Here is a 23729-nt window from a genome sequence, read left to right as displayed (position 1 = left end):
CCGCAAGAATAGGATCGCGGGGAAAAAGACGCCGCAGACGGAAAACAACCATCCTGTCTTCTTTTTCCCTGAACTATTCTCACGCTTCTACTCCCTCTTTTACGGACTATATGGTAAAACAAGAGGTGGATAGGGTCAAGTGGGCCGTTTGAGTCGAAGAATAAACTGTATTCCCAATCCCGTCTCTTGATCCTCATAGCTGAAGGCTCCGCCTATCTGTGCGACAAGGGCCTTGAGCAACGCAATCCCAAGGCGCTTTGCCTCGGAATTGGTCCCTCTTTTGGCAAAACTCGGACCGTTGTCGGTCAGCTCAAAGGTCAAGATTCCTTCTTTATCACCTTCGGAACCACTTCGGTATAGCCTCAGATATAAAAGTCCCGCCCCCCCGGGAAACGCATGTTCAAACGCATTACCAACGACCTCGTTTACAATGAGGGCAAAGGGAACGGCCAAATCCAAGTCAAGCATTCTCCCCGGACAGTCGAGATCCAGAGAAAGTTCGACCTGCTTTCCACGCCGGGCTTCCTCATACTGTTCGGTAACAAGACGAATAAGGTCGCAAAGATCGACTTCCGAAAATTCTTCACGCCGGAGAATTTCTTCATAGACACGTGCCATGGTATCGATTCGTTGCTTGGTACGGTAAAAGATCTCATGTTCATCCCCGTCCGAAAGCATATCCATCCCCAGATTGAGAAGGCTCGCAACAATTTGGAAATTATTTTTCACGCGGTGATGGACCTCACGTAAAAGCTTATCTTTCTCGTCGAGGAGCTGTTCGAGTTCTTCTTCCCGTTCCTCAAGGAGCCGGACAAGCTCCATAAGATGTTCCCGCTGTTCACGAAGATCCCTGATGGTCTCACGAAGCTGGGGGTAATAGCTTTTTCGAATGGATCGATCACCAAGCCCTATGATTTTGCTGCGTACCAGATCGATATTTCCATCGCTATAGGGCTCAGAAGATGCAGCCATATATACCTTCAATATCTTCCCGCTTCACGGGTCTGGGATTGGTCACCATGCAGACATCAGACATAGCTCGTTCCGAAAGCATCCTGATCATGGTAGCATCAACCTTTAGGACACCGAATGTTTCGCCCAAGTGCACACGGCGACGCAGGCGAACCAAGGCTCCGGTGAGAAGCTCCAACACCATATTCTGCGACTCTGTAGAAAGCGCTTTGCCGGTAAGCAGCGAAGCAATCACTCGATACCGATCCGGCACAGCCTCAAAATTGAAAGCTATCACATGTTCCAGAAGCAGGGCGTTGCAAAGGCCGTGAGGAAGATCAAATACTCCTCCAAGGGCATGGGCCATGCTGTGAACCAGCCCAAGACTGGCATTGGAAAAAGCGAGCCCGGCGAGAAGGCTTCCCATCATGACGCCGGCTCTGGCATGACTATCCTGCGGCTTTTGGATCACCGTCGGAAGGTAACGGCAGATATAGCGAATCGCCTCAAGGGCATGCATATCCGTCATGGCACTGGCGGCATTGGAAACGTAAGCCTCTATAGCATGGGTGAGGGCATCGAGTCCCGTTTCGGCGCTTAACGCCTGATCCATGGTATGGGTGGTCTCGGGATCTATCAAACTAATATCAGGTACCACCCCTTTACTGACAATAGCGATCTTCGAGGAGGTATCAGCATCGAGAATGATGGCAAATTGAGAAACATCAGCGGATGAACCTGCGGTGGTCGGAATACAAAGCAGGGGAGGCATGGGAATCGGCACATTATCCACCCCCTCAAAGTCAAGAATGTGGCGATGATTGGAAACGACAATGCCGATACCTTTCGCACAATCGATAGGGCTCCCACCGCCGACGGAAAGTAGCATATCGCACTTCGCCCGACTATAGTAGTCGGCGCCTTTCATCACCTCATCGGCACGAGGGTTGGGTGAAACATCAAGAAAAAGTTCGTAGACAACACCGGCCTCTTTGAGAGCCGCTTCAACCTTGCCGGTCCATCCTGCCTTGGCCACGCCATCGTCGCTTACAAGCAGAATTCGCTCAGCACCAAAATTCTTCACATATTCAGCGCATTTTTTGAGAGCAGAAGGGCCAAAAATAAATTCGGGAGCAACAAATTTCCTTAATGACGATACATGTTCCTCCATACTAAAAGCGTAACTATACGCCGCAGGAACTGCAAGGATCAGCCGATGCTTTGTGAAGGTATCAGCATGATGTCACCCATAGCACCGCCGCAATGGTGCGAAATCACTCTGCACTTAACCCGAAATAGCAGATAGATCATCCGTGGAGCGTCGTTGAGGGTCTCATAGTTCCCCTGCCCCTTGGCCACGACCATATCCGAGGAAAAAAAGCGCTCTAAAAATTCATCTGAACAGAGATCAAGAGGGGTCCCAGGTGCCGGGCTTCCGCTGGAGATCACCTCACACACATTATTGAGGCCGATCGCCTTTGCATCTTCAAGGGTAGCGTCATTGATGATCGGTTCATCTCTGACCGCTACGGTTATGGAGATATCAGGATAGAGAGCCGCAATGGCTTCGATAAGCAGCATATCAAATACGATCTCACCGGCATTGTCCGAGATAAAGAGCAGGCTTCGGGCATTCGAGAGCTCTTTTCGAAAGGCCTCCAGCATAAAGGTCGAATCGGACTGGCTTGCCAGTTTCGACTCTTCTCCGTTGATCAAATCCGTAAGCGTCTCATCGATATCAAGATGGTGATTTACTCCGAAATCGATGCTGTTTCCCGCAATAGCGTATTCCATCGCCCGCTTAAGGGAATCGGAAGCCGCTGCAATGTTGTCCCGTACCAGCCCCACCGCTTTAAGCGCAAGCTCATTGCATCGCTTTTTTTCATCGGCATAGGGGTCTGCAACCCCAGTCATGTTTCTAATAGTCTGATTTATGTTCAGGCTCATCACCGGAGGACGGGTCTCAAGGTCAAAAGAAGGAAACATCCGGGCAATCTCATTGAGAATGAGGCGCTGCTGTGCCTCATCGGCCCCTGAGCGTCTGGCAACATCAAGCCCCTGATCCATAAAGCAGCCGAAACAGTCAAGATATGATCGCATTTCATCCTCCATAAAGAGAGTACCCTTTTTGGAGCGTACAAATCAAGGAAGAGAAACCTTGGCGATACGGTTTCATTTTGCTATCTTTTTACATTAGTACGAACCTACCCCTTTTCGGAGGAATGCTCATGATTACCTTATCTTCGGTGAGCAAAGATTACGGCTCCTTCAGAGCCGTTGATAATCTTTCGCTCGAAATCAAGGAAGGGGAGATCACCGGCCTACTTGGACCAAATGGTGCGGGAAAAACCACCACCATGCGGATGATTACCGGATATTTTCGGCCTTCATCAGGCACCGTCTCTGTCAACGGCATCGATGTCTCCAAAGATCCAGAAACGATACGTTCGATTATCGGCTACCTTCCTGAGTCACCACCACTTTATGGAGAAATGTTGACCTACGATTACCTTCGTTACGTAACGGGAGTAAGAAAGATCACGGATGAGACAGCTATCAGGCGAACCGCCGAGATTTGCGGTATCACCGGGGTAATGCATAAACGCATCGATCAGCTGTCGAAGGGCTATAAGCAACGCGTGGGACTTGCTCAAGCCATCATCCATGATCCAAAGATTCTGATTTTGGATGAGCCAACAACAGGTCTTGACCCGAATCAGATCATCGAAGTCAGAAACCTTATCACCGAAATCGGAAAAACAAAAACCGTTATTCTCTCCACCCATATCCTTCAGGAAGTGGAGGCAATTGCCAACCGGGTGGTCATCATTAACAAGGGAGCCATCGTTAAAGACGACCATACCGACAATCTGAGGGCCGTTAAAAACGGCCATTACACGGTACGTCTGGCTCTTTCGGGCACGGATACAACAAAGGCCACAGAGTTTTTTTCCACCCTCCCGGGTATTCTGGAAGCGCACCAGGTGCCGGGTGAAGAGGGCCTCATTACGATCCTGGTAACCGCCGGGACGGAAGAAGATGTCAGACCAGCCCTCTTCCATACGGTAACACAAAAGGGTTGGACGCTTTTCGAAATGAGCAGGGAGAAACAATCCCTGGAAGCAATCTTTCGTGAGCTCACCACCGGAGGCGACCATGATTAGCATGACAAAACGCGAGCTCTACTCGCTCTTCGGAGGGCCGATAGCCTACATCGTTATTGCCCTCTTCCTTCTTTTCTCGGGAATGCTTTTTTTCCCCACCTTTTTTATCTACGATCAAGCCGAAATGCGAGGATTTTTCCAACTACTTCCCATCCTATTCAGTTTTTTTGTCCCCGCAATAACCATGAGGAGTTTTGCCGAAGAGCGAAGCACGGGGACCTTTGAGGCGCTGGTCAGTTTCCCGGTTTCAAGTGGAAAAATCGTTCTTTCAAAATTCTTCGCAGCAGTGATCTTCATAGCAGTAATGCTTGCACCGACCCTGCTATATGTGGTTCTTATCTCCCTTGTCGGGGATCCTGATCCAGGTCCGATTATCGGAGGATACGTTGGGGCACTGCTTTTGGGAGCCGCGTATGCCGCGGTGGGGCTCTTTGCCAGCAGCATGACCTCCAATCAAATCGTTGCCTTCATCGTCACCGCAGCCATCGCCCTTCTGTTCACTTTTTTTGATCAGATGCTTGTCCTCGTCCCCGCCGCTTTGGTAAACACATTGGAATTCCTCGGCACGCAATACCATTTCAGGACCATAGCAAGAGGCCTTCTTGACAGCCGGAGTCTCATCTATTTGATCTCGCTGACAGCGGTATTCCTCCTTTTTACCGTAAAAGCGGTAAGGGAAAGGAGGTAGATGATGAAATTCAAAGAACGCCTGCAACATGCCAAGCAGTGGCTTCTCGGGGATGCTTCCGATCTTTTCTTCTATCTGCTTATCATCGTGCTTGCCAACATCGCCGCCTCTCAGCTCTATATACGAAGCGATCTGACCAAAGGTGATGTCTACAGCCTCTCCCCAATCAGCAAAGAGCTGGTGCAGGGAATCGATGCACCACTTACCATCAAGGTCTTCTTCTCACACGACCTTCCTGCTCCATACAACAGTGTGGAACGATATCTGAAGGATATCCTCGAAGAGTATGACAGGGTTGGGGGAAAGGATTTTACCGTTGGCTACTACGATATGGATGATGCGGAGAGTAAAAGCAGTGCCTCCGACTACGGTATCGCTCCCGTTCAGATACAGGAGATTAAAAGCGACCAGTTTCAGAGCAGGAGTGCCTATCTCGGCCTGGCCGTTATTTACGGAGACAGCATCGAAGTCATCGACCAGATTACCAACTCATCCGGCCTTGAATATCGTCTGACCACAACCATGCAGAAGATGGTAGCAGCTGTTGATGCCCTTCACGGTATCACCGGGAAACCGTTGCTTACCCTCTATCTCTCGAAATCTCTCGGAGCCTTCGGCATCAAGGGCTTCGACGACCTTGAGCAAAACGTGAGAGACGCCGTAAAGCAATTGCCGCCATCCATAAGAGACAGGATCGATTTTCGTGTGGAAGATCCCGATGCGGGAGACATTAAGGAGCTTAGCGACCGTTACGGAATCCAGACCATCCGCTGGAGAGCTTCCACGGATCAGAATGGGAAACAGCTGCCTGCGGGTAACGGAGCCCTCGATCTGCTGCTTTCCTACGGTGATAAGTCACGCCTCATTCCCATAGGCCTTTCCCAGCGCCTTTTCAGTGGATATGCAATCAGCGGCGTCGATAATCTTGCCACCAGAATCGAAGAAACGATGAGAGCACTCCTCTCGAACAATCCTGCCGTCGCCTACCTCACGGGCCATGGCGAGCTTTCACTTGCAGACCAGCAGCAGGGTGCCGCTCCCTTACAACAGCTTCTTTCTGATATGTACGAACTGAAGGAGGTAAAAACAGGAGAGGATGGGAACCTAACAATACCCGATAATGTCAGTACATTAATCATAAACGGTCCCAAGACGGAAATTTCGGAGAACGAACGCTATACAATCGATCAGTTCCTTCTGAGGGGAGGCAATCTGGTCCTCTTCTTGGACCCATACCAGGTAAACCAGCCGACGGCCTATGGTCAACCTCCCAGCTATACCCCGATCGAGACAGGACTGGAGGAGCAGCTTTCGGCATACGGTATCGATTATAAACGTGGCTATGTTCTGGATGATGAGGCCTATAGTCAGCGAGATCCCCAGTATGGAGACATCAAGATATACTGGGCGCCATTACTGTCGGGCAAAAGTCTCAGCAAGGAAAGCACCATCACCCAAAACCTCGGTGAGATGATTACCTTGCAAAGCGGTACGTTTATTATCCCCAATGAAACAGAAAACAGCGATGATATCACCACCAAGGTGATCCTTTCATCGTCTCAAAAGTCATGGTTGATGGACAAAAACATCATGCTTAACCCCATGGGGATGGTTCCGCCGGGAGATGAAAAACTGCAAAGCTATCCCCTGGCCGTAAGCCTTGAGGGGAGTTTCTCAAGCGCCTTTCCGGCCCCTCCCAAAGAGGAGACCACGGAAGAAGAAAAACAGGCCCTTGATACGGCTTCTCAGATAAAGACGTCGATAGCAAAGGGACGAATCGCCGTGGCGGCAACCTCGCTGTTGACCACACCACAGCTCCTCGACCCATCCTCATCAAACAGCAATGCAGCCTTTGTTCACAATCTGGTCGATTGGAGTACCGGTAACGATCAGGTCATTCCCATGAGAACGAAGGGATTGGGAAGACACAAGCTGCTGCCGACCTCCCCGGAGGTACGAAACGTGATAAAGGGAATCGCCATGGGCCTTATACCGTTACTTGTCATTTTTGCCGGCTTGTTTGTATGGCGACTCCAGCGATCGCGGCGACGAGCCATAGAAGAACGCTTTTCCGGAGGTGAGCACCATGCCTAAAAAAAAGATGATACAATTTGCCGCCGTCGCAGTACTCCTTCTCCTCATTATTGTGACAAAGTTTACAGGAAACCGGGCAAGTTTCGCTCCGGTAGCTCCTTGGGAGGAAGAAGCCGACCGTATTGAGATAAACGCACCGGGAAAAGATCCGATCGTTGCGGTAAAAAAAGCTGATGGATGGCTTATTGGAGACAAAGAATACTCTGCAGACGAGGGAAAGATCACCCGCATGACCGATGCCCTCAACAGCCTCAAGGTCGGCCAGATGGTCAGCAGAGAGGGAGAGCTTGAACGCTATGAGCTCGAGGATGCCGACGCAATTACGGTCGCAGTCTACCATGCCAAGGATCTTCTCAGGTCTATCAGAATCGGCAAAGAAGCCGATAAGGGCAGCGGATGTTACATCACGCTCGCGGGGCGAGAAGGGATCTACCTTGTAGAAGGAGCCCTCAGATCTATCTTTGATGTGAGTTTGGATGAACTTCGCAATCGGCAGATCTTCTCTTTCACCTCTTCGGATATCATCTCCGTCGGAGTTACATCGGCAGAAGCACGTTTCTCTTTGAGAAAAAGCGGGGAGGAACAGGAGGCATGGCAATTTTCGGAAGCGCAGCAGGAACGCGTTGATCAAAACAAGATCACCGATTTTATCTCCCAGCTTGCAAGAATCAATGCAACCGCCTTTCTCTCTCCCGACACCATCGGAAGTGAAGAGGAAGCCTCCTGGAGTCTTACCTTTCAGAGTGAAAAGGAGGAGCATAGCCTCAGGATCTACGGAAAAGTGGAGGGTAACGACAATGCATACCGCTGTCTGGCCGATACAAATAAGGAACCTTTCAGCATAAATGCCTATAAGGCCGAACAGTTGATGAAACCGGCTTCCTGGTTCATCAGTGAAGAGAAGCCAAAAGAAGAAGGAAAGTAGAACTATCAAAAAGGGGGCTGCCTAAGACAGTCCCCTTTTTTTGGGCCTTTTGTGTAGTGTTCCGAATAGTGGTGATATTTCCCCACTTCCCTTCCACGGCCACTGCTTGCTATACCTCGCAGCTGTCTATCACCTCTCGTACCACTCCGGCCGAAAGAGTATCCGTCGTATTGATAAACTGCCGCCACAGGGCTCTTTCCTTCTCAATCTCTTCCAGAGCCTTGCCGCTGTCGATCAGTTTCTCGAAGTCGGCAAGAGAACGTAGCCCTTCGGAAAGCAAGAAAGAGGCATGATCACCCTTTCCCTCCATCAAAAACGCAGCCGCCCGATGGATCAAATGGAAAAAAGCCTGTGCTCTGGCAAGCCTGCTCGCAAAAACACCCGGCATGGGGTCGAGCTCCTCTTTTACTCCAAAATATTCGGCGAGAAAAGAAAATTGAACGAGGCGGTACATATCACCGGCCAGCCTTGTGGACTCGGTTTTATGTTCCGCTCCCGAAACGGCATTTTTGTAGTGTGCAATCCGCAGATTGGGATGAAAGATCCCTCTCACCCCTCCGGAAAGGGCGGAAAAATAGAATTGCTGGTCCTCTGCCCGTCCGACCTTCGACCAGGTAAAGGGAGCCGCTTGCCGAATACCATCATTGGTGATCCCGTAACCGCCGCCCTTAACCACGGGATGGCTAATAAGCTCTTCAAGATCATCAAATTCGTTGTACCAAGCCGTGGCATTTCCATGGGCAAAGCCTTTTTGGAAAAAGAGATCTCGCCCAGCATGTGAGGCAGGAAGCTTCACATCCGGAGTGCGCAGGGCTTCGGGGTAGCCAAGGGTATCAATGTCGTTGCTATTTACATACTCCCCTTCATTGACCCCGAGATAGACAGTCTGTCCTTTCGGATCTACAGCCTGAGCCCCCCAGAGAGGATGACACAAGGTTTCAAACCAACTTTTCCCCGTAGCCTCCTTCAGGTTGCGGCTGAGTATCCCCTCGTCCGTATCAAGCTTAAAACTTGCACGGATTCCCCAGCCGCGTTCAAAAAGGAGAGAGGAATACTTGAGAGCGGTAAAATGACGGCCATAGGCTCCGGCAACCCCGAATTGCGGCATACCGCCACCGAAAAGTTTTCGATCAATATACCTACACCGCTCTTCGGTAAGCAGATAGAGGCGAAAATGGTGATAAAGCCGCTTTCCAAGCAGATATGCTATCCAGGCACACACCACCTCATCCAGATGTTCGTGCGTAACCGAAACAGAAAGGAGGATGGGAACCTTGTGATGCACGGGAAGAAGACCAATCGATTTCTCATAGGCAATATCGTCTTCCAGACGGGCAAGACAAGATACGAGCTCGTGAGATTCGTCATCTTGAAAAAGCGGCACAGGATGGTCGTAGTCTGCAACCTTGGCCCCGGGATGAGCGAGGAGCCGTTTCCCAGCATCCTTCAGCTCGTCGGGAAGCTCATCGGGAATTGTTTCGGGAAGGGTATATAGGCCGTTGAGCTGAAGCAAGATCTCTGAAGCTTTGATAGGCTTTGGATTAGGTTCTGCCGAACGGAGTCTCCAGTGTTTCACAGCCTCCTGCTTTTCCCCCTTGATTTCCGGGGCCCAGAACTCCGCAACGGCCGTGGCGGCATCTGCCCTCTGATGCTGGTCAAAAGCGGCAATCAGGGAGGAGGTTTCGCTGTCGCTCAGCGATCCGTAGAAAAGATCAAGAGCCTTTCCAGCCTCTTCAAAGGCATATCCGGCGGCATCGGACCATCGGTGAGAGAGCATCGAACCCTGTTCGAAATTGCCATCGACCAATGCGTCTGCCAGCTGATTGAGGAACGTACAGGAGCGCCTTTCCTCTTCGCCTGCTTCCTGCCGAGGAATGACCGGTAGAGCCCCTGCGCCCAAAGGAGGACGACCGTCAAGGCCAAAAGCACGCCTGAACGATGCCGCAACCACACGTTTCACGTTTGTTTTCATACTATTCATCATAAGAAAAGCTGGAGAAAAAATCCTTATACAAGAGTATCTAATCTGGATTTTTTCTTCCAAATTCTCTATTTTTGAGTCATGCAACAGAATAGTATGCCCTTGTCCGAGATCATTGTCAGGGATAAGCGGATGGTATCGTTATTATACGAGCAGGAAATTCCTCTCATTTGCCGTCGTATTTCGGATGGAAAGTTGAAGAAGGTCAGCTTTCGAGCGCTCTACGACAACAATGAAGTATTCTGGAAACAGGATAAAGGATGGGCATTCTATGTTTCGGAAGAGCATGTTCAGGCCATGATCGATATGCTCAAGGAGCTTGACGGCAAAAAGGAGAAGCACTACATAGCCGAACACGAAGCTGAAGCGAAGAACGTGGGAGATCTTCTGAACTTCGGCGAGGCATATGAAAGTATTGCCTCCATGGATAGCGAAAAGCGTGTCTCCCTTATAAAACAGGACAGGGAGAAACTCGATACGCTGCTGATCGAGGCTCCGAAAGAAAACGAAAAGATTCTTGAAGCGCTTGCCGATACGGCAAGAGATGCGGCGTTGGCAAACCGTTCCACGATTTTGGAAGCAATTCACATGGGAGACGAAGCGGCGAGAGCATACACCCAGGGGATTGTTGATTCCACCCGGGCGATGGTAAAAAGCTCAACCGCATTGATCGACAATACCATCATGCAGGACGAGTTGATTACCTCTCTGGTACAACGTTCAAATGGAACGGTAGTCCAGCACATGACAAGGGTGTTTCTAAATGGGGTCGCTTTTCTCACCTACTATAATCGCAGGATGCTCACCTCAAGCCTTCCGAATAAGATCAGGATCAACTTTGATAAGCAGTATAAGTCATATTATCAGCGTCTGTTGCCGCACCTTCACCCGGAAGATATCACCCTGGAACGGGTTTTCCATACCGGGATGCAAGCGATAAGCGAAGCACAGCTCCATACCTTCGCAACAGGATTCTTGATTCATGACATCGGCAAGGCAAAAGATATAGAATATCATGAGGGAGAGGCCGCCTACGACCGGGATACCGTTGTCGACCATGTCAGGCAGGGGTATCTCGCCGTTATGCATAAAACAAATTACCCCCGGGAAGCAGGATTGATCACCGGCTACCACCATGAATACTACGGTTCTCCCGACGGATATGGTTTTTACCGTGCTCTGCTGGCAAACGCACGAAAAAACAATCCAAAGTTGAAGCAGGATTACTGCATGTCCTTTACCATGGAGCCCATGATAAAATTCAATGCGCTTGCCTATTTTCCTGCAAAGGTGATGGAGATCGTTGATGTCTTCGACGCTCTCACGGATCCGAATAGAAAATATCGCAAGCCGCTTTCAAGCGATGAGGCCCTCGATTTTATGCAGAGGCAGTTTATCGATGAAGAGCTGAAGCTCGATCCCATCCTTTTTGATCTCTTTCGGACCTTTACAAAAGGAAAACAGCCGGCCTCCTGAAACAGGAGAACCGGCCTTGTTGGATAAACCTTATTGGACAAAACGCCTACCCTTCCGCAGATAACGTGGCAACCATTTCCCGCAAGAGCTCTACAATCTGGTCTCCATCCGCTCGATTGATCACCCTATCACCAATATGGACCGTCGGCCCTTTGTCGCACTGTTCGCTGCAGAAGGTCGCTTGTACCTCATAAAAGCGATCCAGCTTTTCCTCTTCAACCGCATGTAAAAGTTTGGAAAGCACCTTTTGGCTTCCGCGTAGAAAGCAACTGGTCCCAACGCATACCTTTACCGGAATGCGGTCCGTTCGGGCCTCTGCGCCGGAAGGTCCGGTAAGACGGATATCCATTCCGTCGATACGCTTTCGACTATGATAGGTGGTATGAAAGAGGCGATGAGCCTCTCCCTCTCCCGGATCACAGCCAAGCATATGGGTATATACTTCACGAACGAAGGGGTTAACCCCAGCATGACGGACCCCCTCTGCAGGGGCTGCCGAACGGACAGCCTTCACCCTGGCGAGGCGTTTCTCTCCTGTCCGGTCTACAGGCTGACCGGCGCCGCCTGCGCAACCACCGGGGCAGGCCATCACCTCGATGAGGTCGAGGGATATCTCACCGGATTGGACCATCTTCGCAATGGCTGCAGCACTTTTGATTCCCTGGACAACGGCAACGCTAAACGCTTTTCCGCCGATGACGGCTGTGGTCTTTCTCACGCCGGAAAGATCCTCCACGGTTTCCCAATGTATCCGGCCGGAACAGCCTTCGGGATCAAGGTAGTTCAGTACAGCCTCGGCAACACCGCCGGAGGACCCGAAGCCCACTCCCAGGTGAGAGGCAAATCCAAAGGGAAGATCGAAATTATCTGCATCCAAACGATCAAGCATGATCCCCGATTCACGGATCATGGTGCCGAGCTCCCTGGTTGTAATGACATGGTCGACAAAGGGCAGTCCGTCCCGGGAAAGTTCCGGCCGCTTCTTTTCAAACTTTTTTGCGGTACAAGGCATGACCGAAACGATCTTCAGATGTTCAGGCTCAATGGAAAGCTCTTCGGGCAGGGCATGCCTCAGCAGCGAGCCCATCATGCTCTGCGGGCTCATGCAGGAAGAGAGATTCGGCAGCTGCCGGGGAAGGGACTGCTCCGCATACTTAACCCATGCAGGGCAGCAGCTGGTAAAAAGCGGCCCCTCGCCCGCCTCCGAGCGTTTTAAGAACTCTGCAGCCTCTTCCACAACGGTAAGATCGGCGGCAAAGGCAGTGTCGTAGATCCGGTCGAAGCCCATCATACGCAACGCACGAACCATCTTCCCGGTTACTACCTCGCCTGGGGGCAGGCCAAACATCTCGCCAAGGGCGACCCGGACCGCCGGTGCGATCTGGATGACTACTTTGCTCTTTTCATCCTGGAGATCATTCCATACCTCGTTGATTTCCGATTTGGGAATAATGGCACCGGTGGGACAGACCGCAGCACATTGACCGCAGTTGATACAATCGACCTCTCCGATACTTCGTCCGAAGGCAGGGGTAACCTGCACATGCTCGCCGCGGAAGGCAAAGTCGATGGCGCCGATGCCCTGAATCTCGTGACAATAGCGAACGCAGTCCCCACAAAGCACACACTTATTCGGATCCCGGACAAGGGCATCAGAAAGCGTGTCCAAAGGCCGCGGTTCCCGATTTTTCCTGAATCGAACCTTATCGATGCCGTAGCGGCTGGCAAGGTCGCGTAATACGCAGTCGGAAGAGCGCTCACAGGTGGGACACTCCCTGTCGTGATTGGCAAGGAGGAGCTCCAAGGTCATGCGCCGAGTCTCCCGTACCTCCGCCGTATTGGTTCGTACGACCATTCCTCCCCGGGGAGGCGTGGAGCAGCTGGCCTGAATTCCTTTTCCCTCAATATCGACGATACAGAGACGACAGGCCCCGTAGACACTTAACTCCGAATGATAACAAAAGGTGGGGATCTCGATTCCGGCCTTTCTGATAACCTGAAGCAGGTTTTCCTCACCCTCCAGAGGGACTTCAATACCATCTACCTTTATATACCCTTTCACGCCGCACCTCCTCTTCTGATCGCACCGAAGCGGCACGTGGCCATACAGGCGCCGCACCTGATACAGCGCTCAGTATCGATAGTGTGGGGAGCCTTTTTTTCTCCTGAAATCGCTCCAACGGGACACGCCTTTGCGCATGCGGTGCATCCTTTACATAATGATTCGTCGATGACAAAGTCGGACAGAGCCTTGCAGGCCCCCACCGGACAACGCTTATCAACAACATGGCTTTCATACTCCTGCCGAAAATAGCGGAGGGTAGAAAGAACCGGCGATGGGGCCGCTTTTCCAAGTCCGCACAGGCTTCCCCTGGCAACGGTTCTGCAGAGCGACTCGAGGAGGGGAATGGTGGATTCGTCCGCCCTCCCCTCGATAATGTCGTCGAGAAGATCCAGCATCTGCCTGGTACCTTCCCGACAGGGCACACATTTGCCGCAGCTCTCTGCCTGGGTAAATTGCATGAAAAATCGGGCAACCTGAACCATACAAGTCGAACGGTTCATCACCACAAGTCCGCCGCTTCCCACCATTGCACCAATACCTCCCAGAGAATCAAAATCAAGGGGGATGTCGAGATGTTCTCTGGTAAGACATCCGCCGGAGGGTCCCCCGATCTGAACAGCCTTGAAGGCATCATTGTCCACATTTCCTTTTTCATCGAGAACACCGCCACCGATTTCGAAGATGATCTCCCTGAGGGTCGTACCAAAGGGGACCTCGATGAGCCCGGTATTGGCAACATGGCCGGTAAGGGCAAAGGTTTTGGTCCCCGGACTCCCCGAGGTACCGACCGTTCGATAGCCCTTTGATCCTTTTCGAAGCACAAGAGGAACGGTTGCAAGGGTCTCCACATTGTTAACCACCGTCGGCTTGTCCCAAAGCCCTTTTTCCGCCGTTCTGGGAGGTTTTGGGCGGGGCATGCCCCTGCCCCCCATGATGCTTGCAACCATGGCGCTTGCCTCACCACAAACGAAGGCCCCTGCCCCCTCCATCACCTTGATGTCGAAACAGGCACCTGTTCCAAAGAGATCCTCTCCAAGCAGGCCGAGCTCTCTCGCGGCATCAATAGCCTTGCGAATTCGCTCTACCGCCAAGGGGTATTCGGCACGAACATAGACATACCCTGCCTCGGCACCGATGGCCCTGGCGGCTATCATCATCCCTTCGACCACCGAATGAGGATTCCCCTCAAGGATGGATCGGTCCATGAAGGCTCCGGGATCCCCCTCGTCGCCGTTGCAGATTAGATACTTTTTATCCGCTTGCTGGCGAAGGGTCAAAGCCCATTTTTTTCCGCTGGGAAAACCGCCGCCCCCGCGCCCTCTGAGACCTGAGTCGGTGAAAATCGTACACAACTCCTCGGGTGTATGGGCTGTGTAGGCCTCCATGGCGGCACGGTAACCACCACCGTAGATATATTCGCGAATATTTTCGGGGTCGATAAGCCCGCAGGAAGCAAGGACGCTCCTGGACTGGCGAACATAGAAGGGAATATCCGAGGGACCGCTACACCGCTTTCCATCGGCAGGATTGACATAGAGCAAGCGTTCCACTGTTTTCCCCGAAAGGATGGTTGTTTCAAAGATTTCAGGGACATCTTCGGCAGTAACTTTTGTATAGAGGATACCGGCCGGTTCGATGGTAACAAGGGGGCCTACCTGACAAAACCCCTGGCAGCCGCTTTTTGAAAGAAGAAACTCGGGATTATCTTCCTGCTTCAATTCAACATGAAGCGGAACCCCGTGTTTCTGGGCTTCCGCTTTAAAGGCATGGAATATATTCAAACTTCCCCCTGCCAGACAACCGGTACCGGCACAGATGATGATTCTCATCCGCAGTGAAGAAACAGTATGGTCGTAAGCGGTTCCGACCGCTTCAAGATTAAGCTTCAGCATCTTCTTCCTCCCGTATCTTCGTGATGAGAGCGCGAACCTTATCTGGAGTCATTTGTCCATGAACCGTATCATCTATCACAACCACAGGTGCTAAACCACACGCACCCAGGCAGGACACCGTCTCAAGGGTGAACAGCATGTCCGAAGTGGTTTTTATTCCCTTCTCAAGAGCAAGCATTGAACGAAGGGTTTCGATCAGCGCCCCGGAGCCCTTCACATGACAAGCGGTTCCGTCGCATACCTTGATTACATGCTTTCCCTTCGGCTCCAGAGAAAAATGGCTGTAAAAGGTAGCGATACCGTAAAGACGGGCCGGAGAAATTTCCAGACTCGTCGCCAAAAAAAGCAGCACCTCTTCGGGAAGGTAGCGATACTCCTCCTGTACCTTTTGAAGAATTGGTATGATCATTCCCGGATCCCGGTCGTAGAGATCAAGAATCCGACATACGACTCCAAAACTGGCTGCTTCGGTTCTATCTCCGGTTAGGGCGTTCATTAGTTCTCCTTTTATCGATAATTTATTATCTTATATACTCTCTCATTAAAACTGTCAACAGAGAGAAAGAGCTAATAAATATTCAAAACTATTGACATAATCTGTATAAATATGTATTAACTATTCAAAAAGGTAGATTCATGCTAAGGAGAGCTATATGAAACGAATAGCCACATTGCTCACGGCAATTGCCCTAGTTGCCCTTCTTTCGGTTCTAAGCGGTTGCCAAGAGAAAAACGAGTTGGTAATGGGCACAAATGCCGCATTCCCTCCCTTCGAATATATCGGCGGAGCCGACGGAAACGCGGTAGTCGGTTTTGATGTGGAAATCGCCAAAGCCATTGCGGAAAAAGCAGGAAAAACCCTGCGCATAGAGGATATGGAGTTCGACAGCCTACTCACCGCCTTGAATGCGGATAAAATCGATTTTGCCATCGCCGGTATGACCATTACCGATGAACGTGAAAAAAGCGTCGACTTTTCAGATCCCTACTACGAAGCGACCCAGGCGGTTATTGTGCGCAAAGCGGATAATCCGATCTCCACAAAAGATGACCTCAATGGGAAAAAGATCAGCGTGCAGCTGGGAACCACCGGGAATGAGATTGCAAAGGAGTTCACCGACGACTCGAATATTGTCGCCTTCAATACCGGCTTTGAAGCGATTATGGAACTGAAAAACGGCAAGGTTGATGCAATGATCATCGACGAACAGCCTGCACAGAATTTCATTCGTCAGAATTCCGATCTTGAGATTGTTTCTCTCGATTTTGACCCGGAGTACTACGGAATCGCCGTCAAAGAGGGGAAAAGCAGTGAAGAACTCCTGCCGATCATCAACGAAACCCTAAAGGAACTCAAAGCGAACGGCACCTACGACAAGCTTCTTAGCGAATATATGAAATAGCGGCAAGGTTTGATGGAAAGTATTAGAAGAACCCTTTTTCAGACCCTCTGGGAAGGGGGGCCGGATGGATTGCATCTGCTGCTGAACGGACTCAAGGTCACCATTGTGGTGACCTTGTTTGCCATTACAGCGGGTGTCATTCTCGGAACGCTCCTCGCTCTCATGCGACTAAGCAAAAACAAGGTCGCAAATATCATTAGCAAGCTCTACGTTGAAATCATCAGAGGAACACCGGTCCTGGTCCAGCTGTTGATTATCTACTTCGTCATTTTTCGGGCCCTTGATGTGGATAAGACGATGGCCAGTAGCCTGGCTTTCGGCATCAACAGCGGTGCCTATGTCGCTGAGATCATTCGAGCAGGGATACAGGCTGTTGACAAAGGGCAGATGGAAGCCGCCCGATCCTTAGGCTTGCCCCACAGACTGGCGATGAAAGAAATCATCCTGCCACAAGCTATTAAAAATATTTTACCGGCTCTGGGCAACGAGTTTATCGTCCTTCTCAAGGAGACCAGTATCATCGGTTTCATTGGGGGAAACGACCTGATGCGAGCGGGAAACAAAATCAGAAGTATCACCTATGAGGCAACAGTTCCTCTCTTTGCCACGGCGGTCATATACCTCATCATTACCCTTTCTCTTTCTCATCTCCTGAACCGTTACGAAAGGAGGCTGCACTCCAGTGATTAAAATCGTAAACCTCCACAAAAGCTTTGGACATCTTAAAGTATTGCGCGGCATCAATGAAGAGATCAAACCGGGAGAAGTGGTAAGCGTCATTGGGCCAAGCGGTTCCGGAAAAAGCACGTTTTTACGCTGCATCAACCTTCTGGAAGAGCCGACAGAAGGAGACATTTATATCGAAGGCGAAAAAATCAACGATCCGGGAAGCGACGTCAACAAACTGCGCCGCAAGGTTGGCATGGTATTTCAGCAGTTCAATCTTTTTCCCCACAAAGACGTGATGGAAAATATCTGCCTTGCCCCCGTCAAACTTGGTCTTACAAGCAAGCAGGAGGCGGAGAAAAAGGCAAGAGATCTGTTACTTGCAGTCGGCCTTCCCGATAAGGACCATGTCTATCCGGCCCAGCTTTCCGGTGGACAAAAACAAAGGGTGGCAATCGCTAGGGCCCTTGCCATGAATCCCGATGTCATGCTATTCGACGAACCCACAAGCGCCCTTGATCCGGAGATGGTAGGAGAAGTTCTGGATGTTATGAAGCATCTGGCCGAAGATGGCATGACCATGGTAGTTGTGACCCACGAGATGGGATTTGCCCGTGAAGTTAGCGACAGAGTCCTTTTCATGGACGAGGGTATTATCATGGAAAAGCGGCCTCCGGCGGAGTTGTTTGATAATCCACAGAATGAACGGACAAAACTTTTCCTGAGCAAGGTCCTATAGCTTTTTTGTCCTTAGTGTCCGGAATCCTGGTGATTACGCTCCCGTACAGAAAGGCAAATGACCTCTGCCCCTGGTAAGGGCGGAGGTCGTGCTGCTACGTTCTTACCTCACAGAAAAATATCTATGGTTTTCAAAGTGAGTCTTTCTCCAAGTATCAGCAGAAAAAGAAATTAAGAACAATGTACCACCAATATTCGTGACAGTAGAAACACCTTGCACTTTTACCTTTCTCGACACATCATTATAGACATGTGCAACTTCGTGGCTCGGATCATGCTGACCGTCCTTGTGTCAGCCTTTTTTTTCTTTACACCGTTGCCTCTGTTTAGTGATCATAGCCAAGCCTTTACCCAACCATTGATAGCCAGAGGTGATTATGATTATCCACCTTTTGAGTACCTCGATAAAAAAGGACATCCTACAGGCTTTAACATTGACCTCCTGAACGCCATTGCAGAAGAGATGAACCTCTCGGTAGTGATCGATCTCGGATTGTGGAGTCAGGTGCGAAACGAGCTTACCGCAGGTGAGGTCGATTTGATTACCGGCATGTATCAGACGGAGGCACGTCAAAAGGTTTTTGACTTTTCTTCCCCCCATAACGTAGTGAGCCATGCACTTTATGTAAAACGGGGAAGCTCAATTCAAACACTCGATGAACTTAAGGGATGTGTTGTCTACGTGGAGTCCGGAGATGTCATGCATGACTATCTTCGAGAGCGGATACCAGAAGCCTTCATCGTTAAGGTAAAAAGCTATCGAGATGCACTTGTTGCGCTCAACAGCGATCTACAGGTTGATGCAGTCCTTACGAGTAGAATACAAGGCGAACGTATTAGAGAAGAAGAAAAGCTTAACAACATAATCACCGTCGGTCCGCCCTTCTATCCACGAAAGTACTGTTTTGCCGTACAAAAGGGAAACAGCAATCTCCTGGCCGTCCTCAACGACGGTATAACAATTCTCCGAGAGAACGGAACATACGACAGACTTTACGAAAAATGGTTCGGCAAGATTATCCCAGGTATGTCCAACACCGTAAGCCGTCGCATGATTCTCATCGTTGTTATCGCCATCGCAGTAGGTGGGGTAATTACTTTTACATGGATATGGAGTTTGAAAAGGAGCGTTCGTCAGAAAACGGCTCAACTGAAAAAGGAACTCACCGAAAGGAAGCGAATGGAATGGCGTTTTCGCAGCGTCTTTGAGGGGGTACCTGTTTCGATTTGGGAAGAGGATATATCCACCATACGAGAACGGATACGAATGCTACGAGAGGAAGGAATTAGTGATTTCAGCGTTTATGTGAACGAACACCCTGAAATAATCGACTGGATGGTGCAGAACATAAAGATCGTGGATGTAAATCCGGCAACACTTGCTATGCATAACGCCACATCAAAAGAGCAGTTGATCGGTTCCTTTGCCAAGGTTGAAACCCGCCATATAAAAAACTTTTTACGGACGGAATTTCTGGCAATTGCGGAAGGGCAAGAATATATCCGAGCGGAAACGAAAAGTGTCACCTTTTCGGGGGAAGAAAAGATATTTCTCACCACCATATTCATCCCCCGCACAGGCTCGGGGGCGTATTCCCATATGCTTGTCAGCATGGTGGATATCACCGAAATCAAAAAGACGGAGAAAAAGCTTGCAAAATCCCTTGAAGAAAAAGAGGTTTTGCTGAAAGAACTACATCACCGCGTCAAAAATAATATGCAGATGATGTCCAGCCTCATTAATCTCCAAAGCCGATCTGTCGAAGATAGAGCATTGTCTCAAGTGATCAGAGTCAGCGAAAACAGGATCAGGGCAATGGCCCTCGTCCACGAGCTGCTTTACCAAACCGACGACTTTACCTCCATCGAGCTTGGTTTTTATCTGAGAAGCCTGGTCAGAAACCTTATGGATTCTTTTCGCGACGAGCATAAGGGCAACATTAGGTTTGATTTTTCAGGGAGTGAGATAAACGTGACCATTGATACGGCAATCCCCTGCGGTCTTATTGTAAATGAGCTTGTCAGCAATTCACTGGAACACGCCTTTCCAAACGGGAGGACGGGAACAATCAAGCTGAAAACCCTCGCCACAGGTGGTTTTATCATGATAGAGATATCGGACGACGGCTGCGGTATTGCGGAAGGGCCTCGGAAAAAGAAAACAATGGGCCTGGACATAGTCCAGGCACTTGTTCAGCAGCTCAGAGGAACGATAGATAGGGTCTCATTCAAAGGTGGGGGAACAAAGCACACATTGAGGATCAGACCTCACGAAGATCAATGATACGTACGACGTAAGGAGCAATCGCCTTTTGCAACTCCTCTTTGCCGATTTCATCGACCTTGAAGGTACAGAGGCTATTGCTTACGTCCTCTCCAAGAAATGTTCCAAAAGAGATAATGTTGCCGCCCTTTTCTGAAATGGCTGCAGCCATTCCCGCTATTTCTCCGCGTTGTTCGGGAACCAAGGCGGTAACTCGTAAGCCCCTCTTCCTTGTGCCGAATAGCTCACTAAAGAGTTTAAAAATGTCGGATTCGGTGATGATGCCGACGAGAAGCCCATCTCGCATAACAGGAAGCCCGCCGACGTTCTTATCGACCATGATCCGGGCCGCATCCTCAATCAAAGTCTGTTCGGTAACGGTGATAACCTCCTTGGTCATCACCTTTTTTACCTTAAGCCGGGCCAAGAGTGCACTCATCTCATAGACGCTCAAGGTCGAGGCAGGCGAGGGAGAAGCGTAGAGCAGATCCTTTTCAGAAACGATCCCCACCAACTTTCGTTCTTTATCCAGGACGGGAAGTCGGTGAACCTTTTCTTTGTGAATAAGAGCCATTGCATCGGCTACAGCAGTATCATCACTAATAGTAAACGGATTGTGAGTCATTACTCTGGATACGGTCATACGCTCCTCCTTATCACTATACTTACTACATACCAAGATAAGCCTTACGAACCGCCTCGTTTTCCAGAAGGTTTTCACAAGAGTCCGCAAGGGTAATGGCACCGTTTTCCATCACGTATCCGCGATGGGCGGTCTTCAAAGCAAGATTTGCATTCTGTTCCACAAGAAAAATTGTAGTCTTATTTTCGGTATTAATCTTCTTAATAATATCGAAAATTTGAAGAACGATGAGAGGGGCCAAGCCCAAAGAAGGTTCGTCGAGCAAAAGCAACTTCGGCCTGGCCATGATTGCACGGCTTATGGCAAGCATTTGCTGTTCTCCGCCGCTCAGGGTACCGCCGGCCTGATTCCGCCGTTCCGCCAGAATCGGAAAAAGCTCGTAAATATACTCACGATCACGGGCAATTCCCTCCTGATCCTTGCGAAGAAAAGCCCCCATATCGAGGTTTTCTTGAACGGTTAAATAGGGAAAAATCCTGCGCCCTTCCGGTACCTGGCTGATCCCCATGGCGACAATCTCATCCGGCTCCTTATCAAGCAAAGAACTTCCGAGAAAGGTGATATTTCCAGAGCGAGGGGGGACAATACCGCAAATCGACATAAGGGTGGTCGTCTTTCCAGCACCATTCGCACCGATAAGAGTAATGACCTCACCCTCGTTTATCTCAATACTTATGCCTTTCAGTGCCTGGATGTTTCCGTAAAAGGTATTGACATCTTCAATCTTAAGCATCGATATCCTCCCCTAGGTACGCTTTCACGACCGCCGGGCTCTTTTTTATCTCCTGTGGGGTCCCGTCGGCTATCAGCTTACCGTAGTCCATCACAAACACCCGCTCGGAGATCGACATAACAAGGCTCATGTCGTGCTCAATCAGCAGGATTGCAATCTTCTCATTTTCCCTGAGCTGATAGATCAGCTTCATGAGATCCTTGGTCTCCTGTGGGTTCATACCGGCGGCAGGCTCATCCAGGAGAAGGATAAAGGGCTCGGTGGCCAGAGCACGGGCGATCTCAAGACGCCGCTGGGCACCATAGGGAAGGTTCTTCGCCAGTTCGTTTACATGCTCTTCCAGGCCAATCTTCTTAAGCACATGATAACTCTCTTCGATAACCCGCTTTTCTTCCTCACGGGTAGCCTTATTTCGAAAGATGGCGCCAAGAACCCCTGCCTTGAGACGGCAATGCCTGCCGATCATGACGTTCTCAAGAACCGTCATGTTCTGAAACAATCTGATGTTCTGAAAGGTACGGGCAAGACCCCGTTCGGTTACCTTATTCGGCTTCAACCCATTCAAACGAGAAGGCTCTTTCCCCGGAGGATTGGCCATGACATCACCACCGGTCGGTTTGTAAATCCCGGTCACACAGTTAAAAAACGTCGTCTTTCCTGCACCATTGGGGCCGATAAGTGCAGCAATCTGCTGGTCGGCCACCTGGAGATCCACAGAATCAACCGCACGCAAACCTCCGAACTCCATGGTTAGATTCCGGACATCAAGTACAGCTTCATTCATTTTTCAGCCTCACTTTTGTTCTCACCGTGTTCAAAGGTAAAAACGTGACGACGAGCTTGTATAAGACCTTCGGGCCGAAAAATCATCATGACAACAAGAACGGCACCAAAAAGCAGCATTCTGTATTCGGAGAAGGCACGAAGATACTCGGGAAGCAAAACAATGAGCAGTGCTCCGATAACAACCCCGCCGAGAGACCCCATGCCGCCGAGAACCACAATACAAAGCACAACGATCGATTCCCACATGGTAAAACTGGCGGGATTAATAAAGGTTGTCTTTGACGCAAACACAACACCGGCAAGCCCGGCCCAAAAGGCACCGAGGGCAAAGGCCGTCATCTTGGCCTTGGTGATATCGACCCCCATCGCTTCACAGGCAATATCATCCTCCCGCATCGCTTCCCACGCCCTGCCGAGCCTGGAGTTTTTTAATCTTGATACAATGAAGATGGTAAAAATAACCAGAGCAATAAGAATAAAATAGGTAAAAATCGATGCGTGCTGAATCGACAACTTCACCCCGAAAAATCCCGGTCGCGGTATATTGGCGATCCCGCTGGGTCCGAATGAAAATTCGTTCCAGTTCTCAAGGACTATCCTGATGATCTCTCCGAAACCAAGGGTTACGATGGCAAGGTAATCACCTTTCAAGCGTAAAACGGGAATACCGAGGAGAATACCGAAGATCATGCTGAATAAGCCGCCGAGGGGAAGGGCCACCCAAAAATTGACGCCGAAATGATAGTTCAGCAGGGCATAGGTGTAGGCTCCTACGGCATAAAAGGCTATGTAGCCAAGATGCAGCATCCCTCCCAAGCCAACTACGATATTCAATCCCATACCGAGCATCACGGAGAGCAAGGCGGTGGAAATAATATTGGTTTGGTACATTGAGGAAATAAAGGGAAGAATAATAATCGCAAGGGCAATGAAGAGTATGCCCGGGAGTGCAACCTTTTTCTGTGAAAAGAATGCCGCATCCAGCGTCGTATTAATTCCAAGCCTAGGTATCTTGAGAACCCGTGCCTTCGCTTCTCTTCTTGCCCCGGTTTTCTTTCGATAGAGCATGTAGCGATAGGCAGCGGAAAGGAAAAAGGCACCGATGCCGACAAACAATATCCGAATCCATCGCCACTCAACAATATCATCAATGGTATTGACCTTGATCACCATAATCGGAAAGGTGAGGATCACAAACCAAAGGGCTATAATAAGAGAGGTTTTCGCCTCTTTCCAGAGATTAATCTTTGTCATGTCCAAG

General features: G+C 50.1%; 20 protein-coding genes. 9 read left to right on the top strand and 11 right to left on the bottom strand.

The genetic code is table 11. From position 1 onward, the window contains the following. Window positions 1-135: 135 nt before the first annotated feature. From SPIRS_RS01840 to SPIRS_RS01830, 3 genes are read right to left on the bottom strand one after another with little or no spacing between them, the layout of a single operon-like run. Complete coding sequence (locus SPIRS_RS01840; RefSeq protein ID WP_013252984.1) at window positions 136-972, bottom strand: sensor histidine kinase; 837 nt, start codon at window positions 970-972, stop codon at window positions 136-138. After that, complete coding sequence (ercA, locus tag SPIRS_RS01835) at window positions 956-2122, bottom strand: alcohol dehydrogenase-like regulatory protein ErcA (protein ID WP_013252983.1); 1167 nt, start codon at window positions 2120-2122, stop codon at window positions 956-958. Before ercA ends, SPIRS_RS01840 begins: the two co-directional genes overlap by 17 nt. Before the next feature lie 38 nt (window positions 2123-2160). Beyond that, complete coding sequence (locus SPIRS_RS01830; RefSeq protein ID WP_013252982.1) at window positions 2161-3051, bottom strand: damage-control phosphatase ARMT1 family protein; 891 nt, start codon at window positions 3049-3051, stop codon at window positions 2161-2163. 128 nt (window positions 3052-3179) lie between these two features. Here SPIRS_RS01830 and SPIRS_RS01825 point away from each other — a divergent pair, with 128 nt between their 5' ends. From SPIRS_RS01825 to SPIRS_RS01810, 4 genes are read left to right on the top strand one after another with little or no spacing between them, the layout of a single operon-like run. Beyond that, complete coding sequence (locus SPIRS_RS01825; RefSeq protein WP_013252981.1) at window positions 3180-4115, top strand: ATP-binding cassette domain-containing protein; 936 nt, start codon at window positions 3180-3182, stop codon at window positions 4113-4115. Beyond that, window positions 4108-4803: an ABC transporter permease subunit gene (locus SPIRS_RS01820; RefSeq protein WP_013252980.1), complete on the top strand. Its 696-nt coding sequence runs from the start codon at window positions 4108-4110 to the stop codon at window positions 4801-4803. Before SPIRS_RS01825 ends, SPIRS_RS01820 begins: the two co-directional genes overlap by 8 nt. Continuing rightward, entirely contained in the window at window positions 4804-6897 is a 2094-nt protein-coding gene (locus tag SPIRS_RS01815) for a GldG family protein (RefSeq protein ID WP_041865945.1), read from the top strand. Next, window positions 6890-7822, top strand: coding sequence for a DUF4340 domain-containing protein (locus SPIRS_RS01810; protein ID WP_013252978.1), 933 nt, complete (start codon window positions 6890-6892; stop codon window positions 7820-7822). The genes SPIRS_RS01815 and SPIRS_RS01810 overlap by 8 nt, the downstream gene beginning before the upstream one ends. A gap of 109 nt (window positions 7823-7931) precedes the next feature. On the opposite strand, the gene SPIRS_RS01805 is transcribed toward SPIRS_RS01810, so the two are convergent. Further along, a complete protein-coding gene (locus SPIRS_RS01805; RefSeq protein ID WP_148224012.1) occupies window positions 7932-9794 on the bottom strand; it encodes a hypothetical protein in 1863 nt (620 codons plus the stop codon). A gap of 141 nt (window positions 9795-9935) precedes the next feature. On the opposite strand from SPIRS_RS01805, the gene SPIRS_RS01800 reads away from it, so the two are divergent. Continuing rightward, entirely contained in the window at window positions 9936-11279 is a 1344-nt protein-coding gene (locus SPIRS_RS01800; RefSeq protein WP_245537671.1) for an HD-GYP domain-containing protein, read from the top strand. Window positions 11280-11325: 46 nt separating this feature from the next. Here SPIRS_RS01800 and SPIRS_RS01795 read toward each other — a convergent pair whose 3' ends face one another. From SPIRS_RS01795 to SPIRS_RS01785, 3 genes are read right to left on the bottom strand one after another with little or no spacing between them, the layout of a single operon-like run. Beyond that, a complete protein-coding gene (locus tag SPIRS_RS01795; protein WP_013252975.1) occupies window positions 11326-13341 on the bottom strand; it encodes a [FeFe] hydrogenase, group A in 2016 nt (671 codons plus the stop codon). Beyond that, window positions 13338-15236, bottom strand: a complete 1899-nt coding sequence (locus tag SPIRS_RS01790) for an NADH-ubiquinone oxidoreductase-F iron-sulfur binding region domain-containing protein (RefSeq protein WP_013252974.1) — start codon at window positions 15234-15236, stop codon at window positions 13338-13340. The genes SPIRS_RS01795 and SPIRS_RS01790 overlap by 4 nt, the downstream gene beginning before the upstream one ends. Then, window positions 15223-15732, bottom strand: a complete 510-nt coding sequence (locus SPIRS_RS01785; RefSeq protein ID WP_013252973.1) for an NADH-quinone oxidoreductase subunit NuoE family protein — start codon at window positions 15730-15732, stop codon at window positions 15223-15225. Before SPIRS_RS01785 ends, SPIRS_RS01790 begins: the two co-directional genes overlap by 14 nt. Before the next feature lie 157 nt (window positions 15733-15889). On the opposite strand from SPIRS_RS01785, the gene SPIRS_RS01780 reads away from it, so the two are divergent. The 4 genes from SPIRS_RS01780 (at window position 15890) to SPIRS_RS01765 (ending at window position 20327) form a co-directional block, all read left to right on the top strand. Further along, on the top strand, window positions 15890-16639 hold the full coding sequence (locus SPIRS_RS01780) for a basic amino acid ABC transporter substrate-binding protein (protein ID WP_013252972.1): 750 nt from the start codon (window positions 15890-15892) through the stop codon (window positions 16637-16639). 12 nt (window positions 16640-16651) lie between these two features. Beyond that, on the top strand, window positions 16652-17329 hold the full coding sequence (locus tag SPIRS_RS01775; RefSeq protein ID WP_013252971.1) for an amino acid ABC transporter permease: 678 nt from the start codon (window positions 16652-16654) through the stop codon (window positions 17327-17329). Next, complete coding sequence (locus tag SPIRS_RS01770) at window positions 17322-18044, top strand: amino acid ABC transporter ATP-binding protein (RefSeq protein ID WP_013252970.1); 723 nt, start codon at window positions 17322-17324, stop codon at window positions 18042-18044. Before SPIRS_RS01775 ends, SPIRS_RS01770 begins: the two co-directional genes overlap by 8 nt. A 261-nt stretch (window positions 18045-18305) precedes the next feature. Continuing rightward, window positions 18306-20327 carry a transporter substrate-binding domain-containing protein gene (locus tag SPIRS_RS01765; protein ID WP_245537670.1) on the top strand — a complete coding sequence of 674 codons (2022 nt, stop codon included), beginning with the start codon at window positions 18306-18308 and terminating at the stop codon, window positions 20325-20327. Here SPIRS_RS01765 and SPIRS_RS01760 read toward each other — a convergent pair. The 4 genes from SPIRS_RS01760 to SPIRS_RS01745 are packed head-to-tail and all read right to left on the bottom strand — an operon-like array spanning window position 20305 to window position 23722. Continuing rightward, window positions 20305-20949, bottom strand: a complete 645-nt coding sequence (locus tag SPIRS_RS01760; RefSeq protein ID WP_013252968.1) for a CBS domain-containing protein — start codon at window positions 20947-20949, stop codon at window positions 20305-20307. The genes SPIRS_RS01765 and SPIRS_RS01760 overlap by 23 nt on opposite strands. Window positions 20950-20974: 25 nt before the next feature. Continuing rightward, on the bottom strand, window positions 20975-21682 hold the full coding sequence (locus SPIRS_RS01755) for an ABC transporter ATP-binding protein (protein ID WP_013252967.1): 708 nt from the start codon (window positions 21680-21682) through the stop codon (window positions 20975-20977). Continuing rightward, window positions 21675-22466: an ABC transporter ATP-binding protein gene (locus SPIRS_RS01750; protein ID WP_013252966.1), complete on the bottom strand. Its 792-nt coding sequence runs from the start codon at window positions 22464-22466 to the stop codon at window positions 21675-21677. The genes SPIRS_RS01755 and SPIRS_RS01750 overlap by 8 nt, the downstream gene beginning before the upstream one ends. Beyond that, on the bottom strand, window positions 22463-23722 hold the full coding sequence (locus tag SPIRS_RS01745) for an ABC transporter permease subunit (protein ID WP_013252965.1): 1260 nt from the start codon (window positions 23720-23722) through the stop codon (window positions 22463-22465). Before SPIRS_RS01745 ends, SPIRS_RS01750 begins: the two co-directional genes overlap by 4 nt. Window positions 23723-23729: the final 7 nt, after the last annotated feature.

Origin of the sequence: Sediminispirochaeta smaragdinae DSM 11293 (assembly GCF_000143985.1) — a bacterium.
Taxonomy (GTDB): Bacteria; Spirochaetota; Spirochaetia; order DSM-16054; family Sediminispirochaetaceae; genus Sediminispirochaeta; species Sediminispirochaeta smaragdinae.
This window is presented reverse-complemented; position numbering and strand designations above follow the sequence as displayed.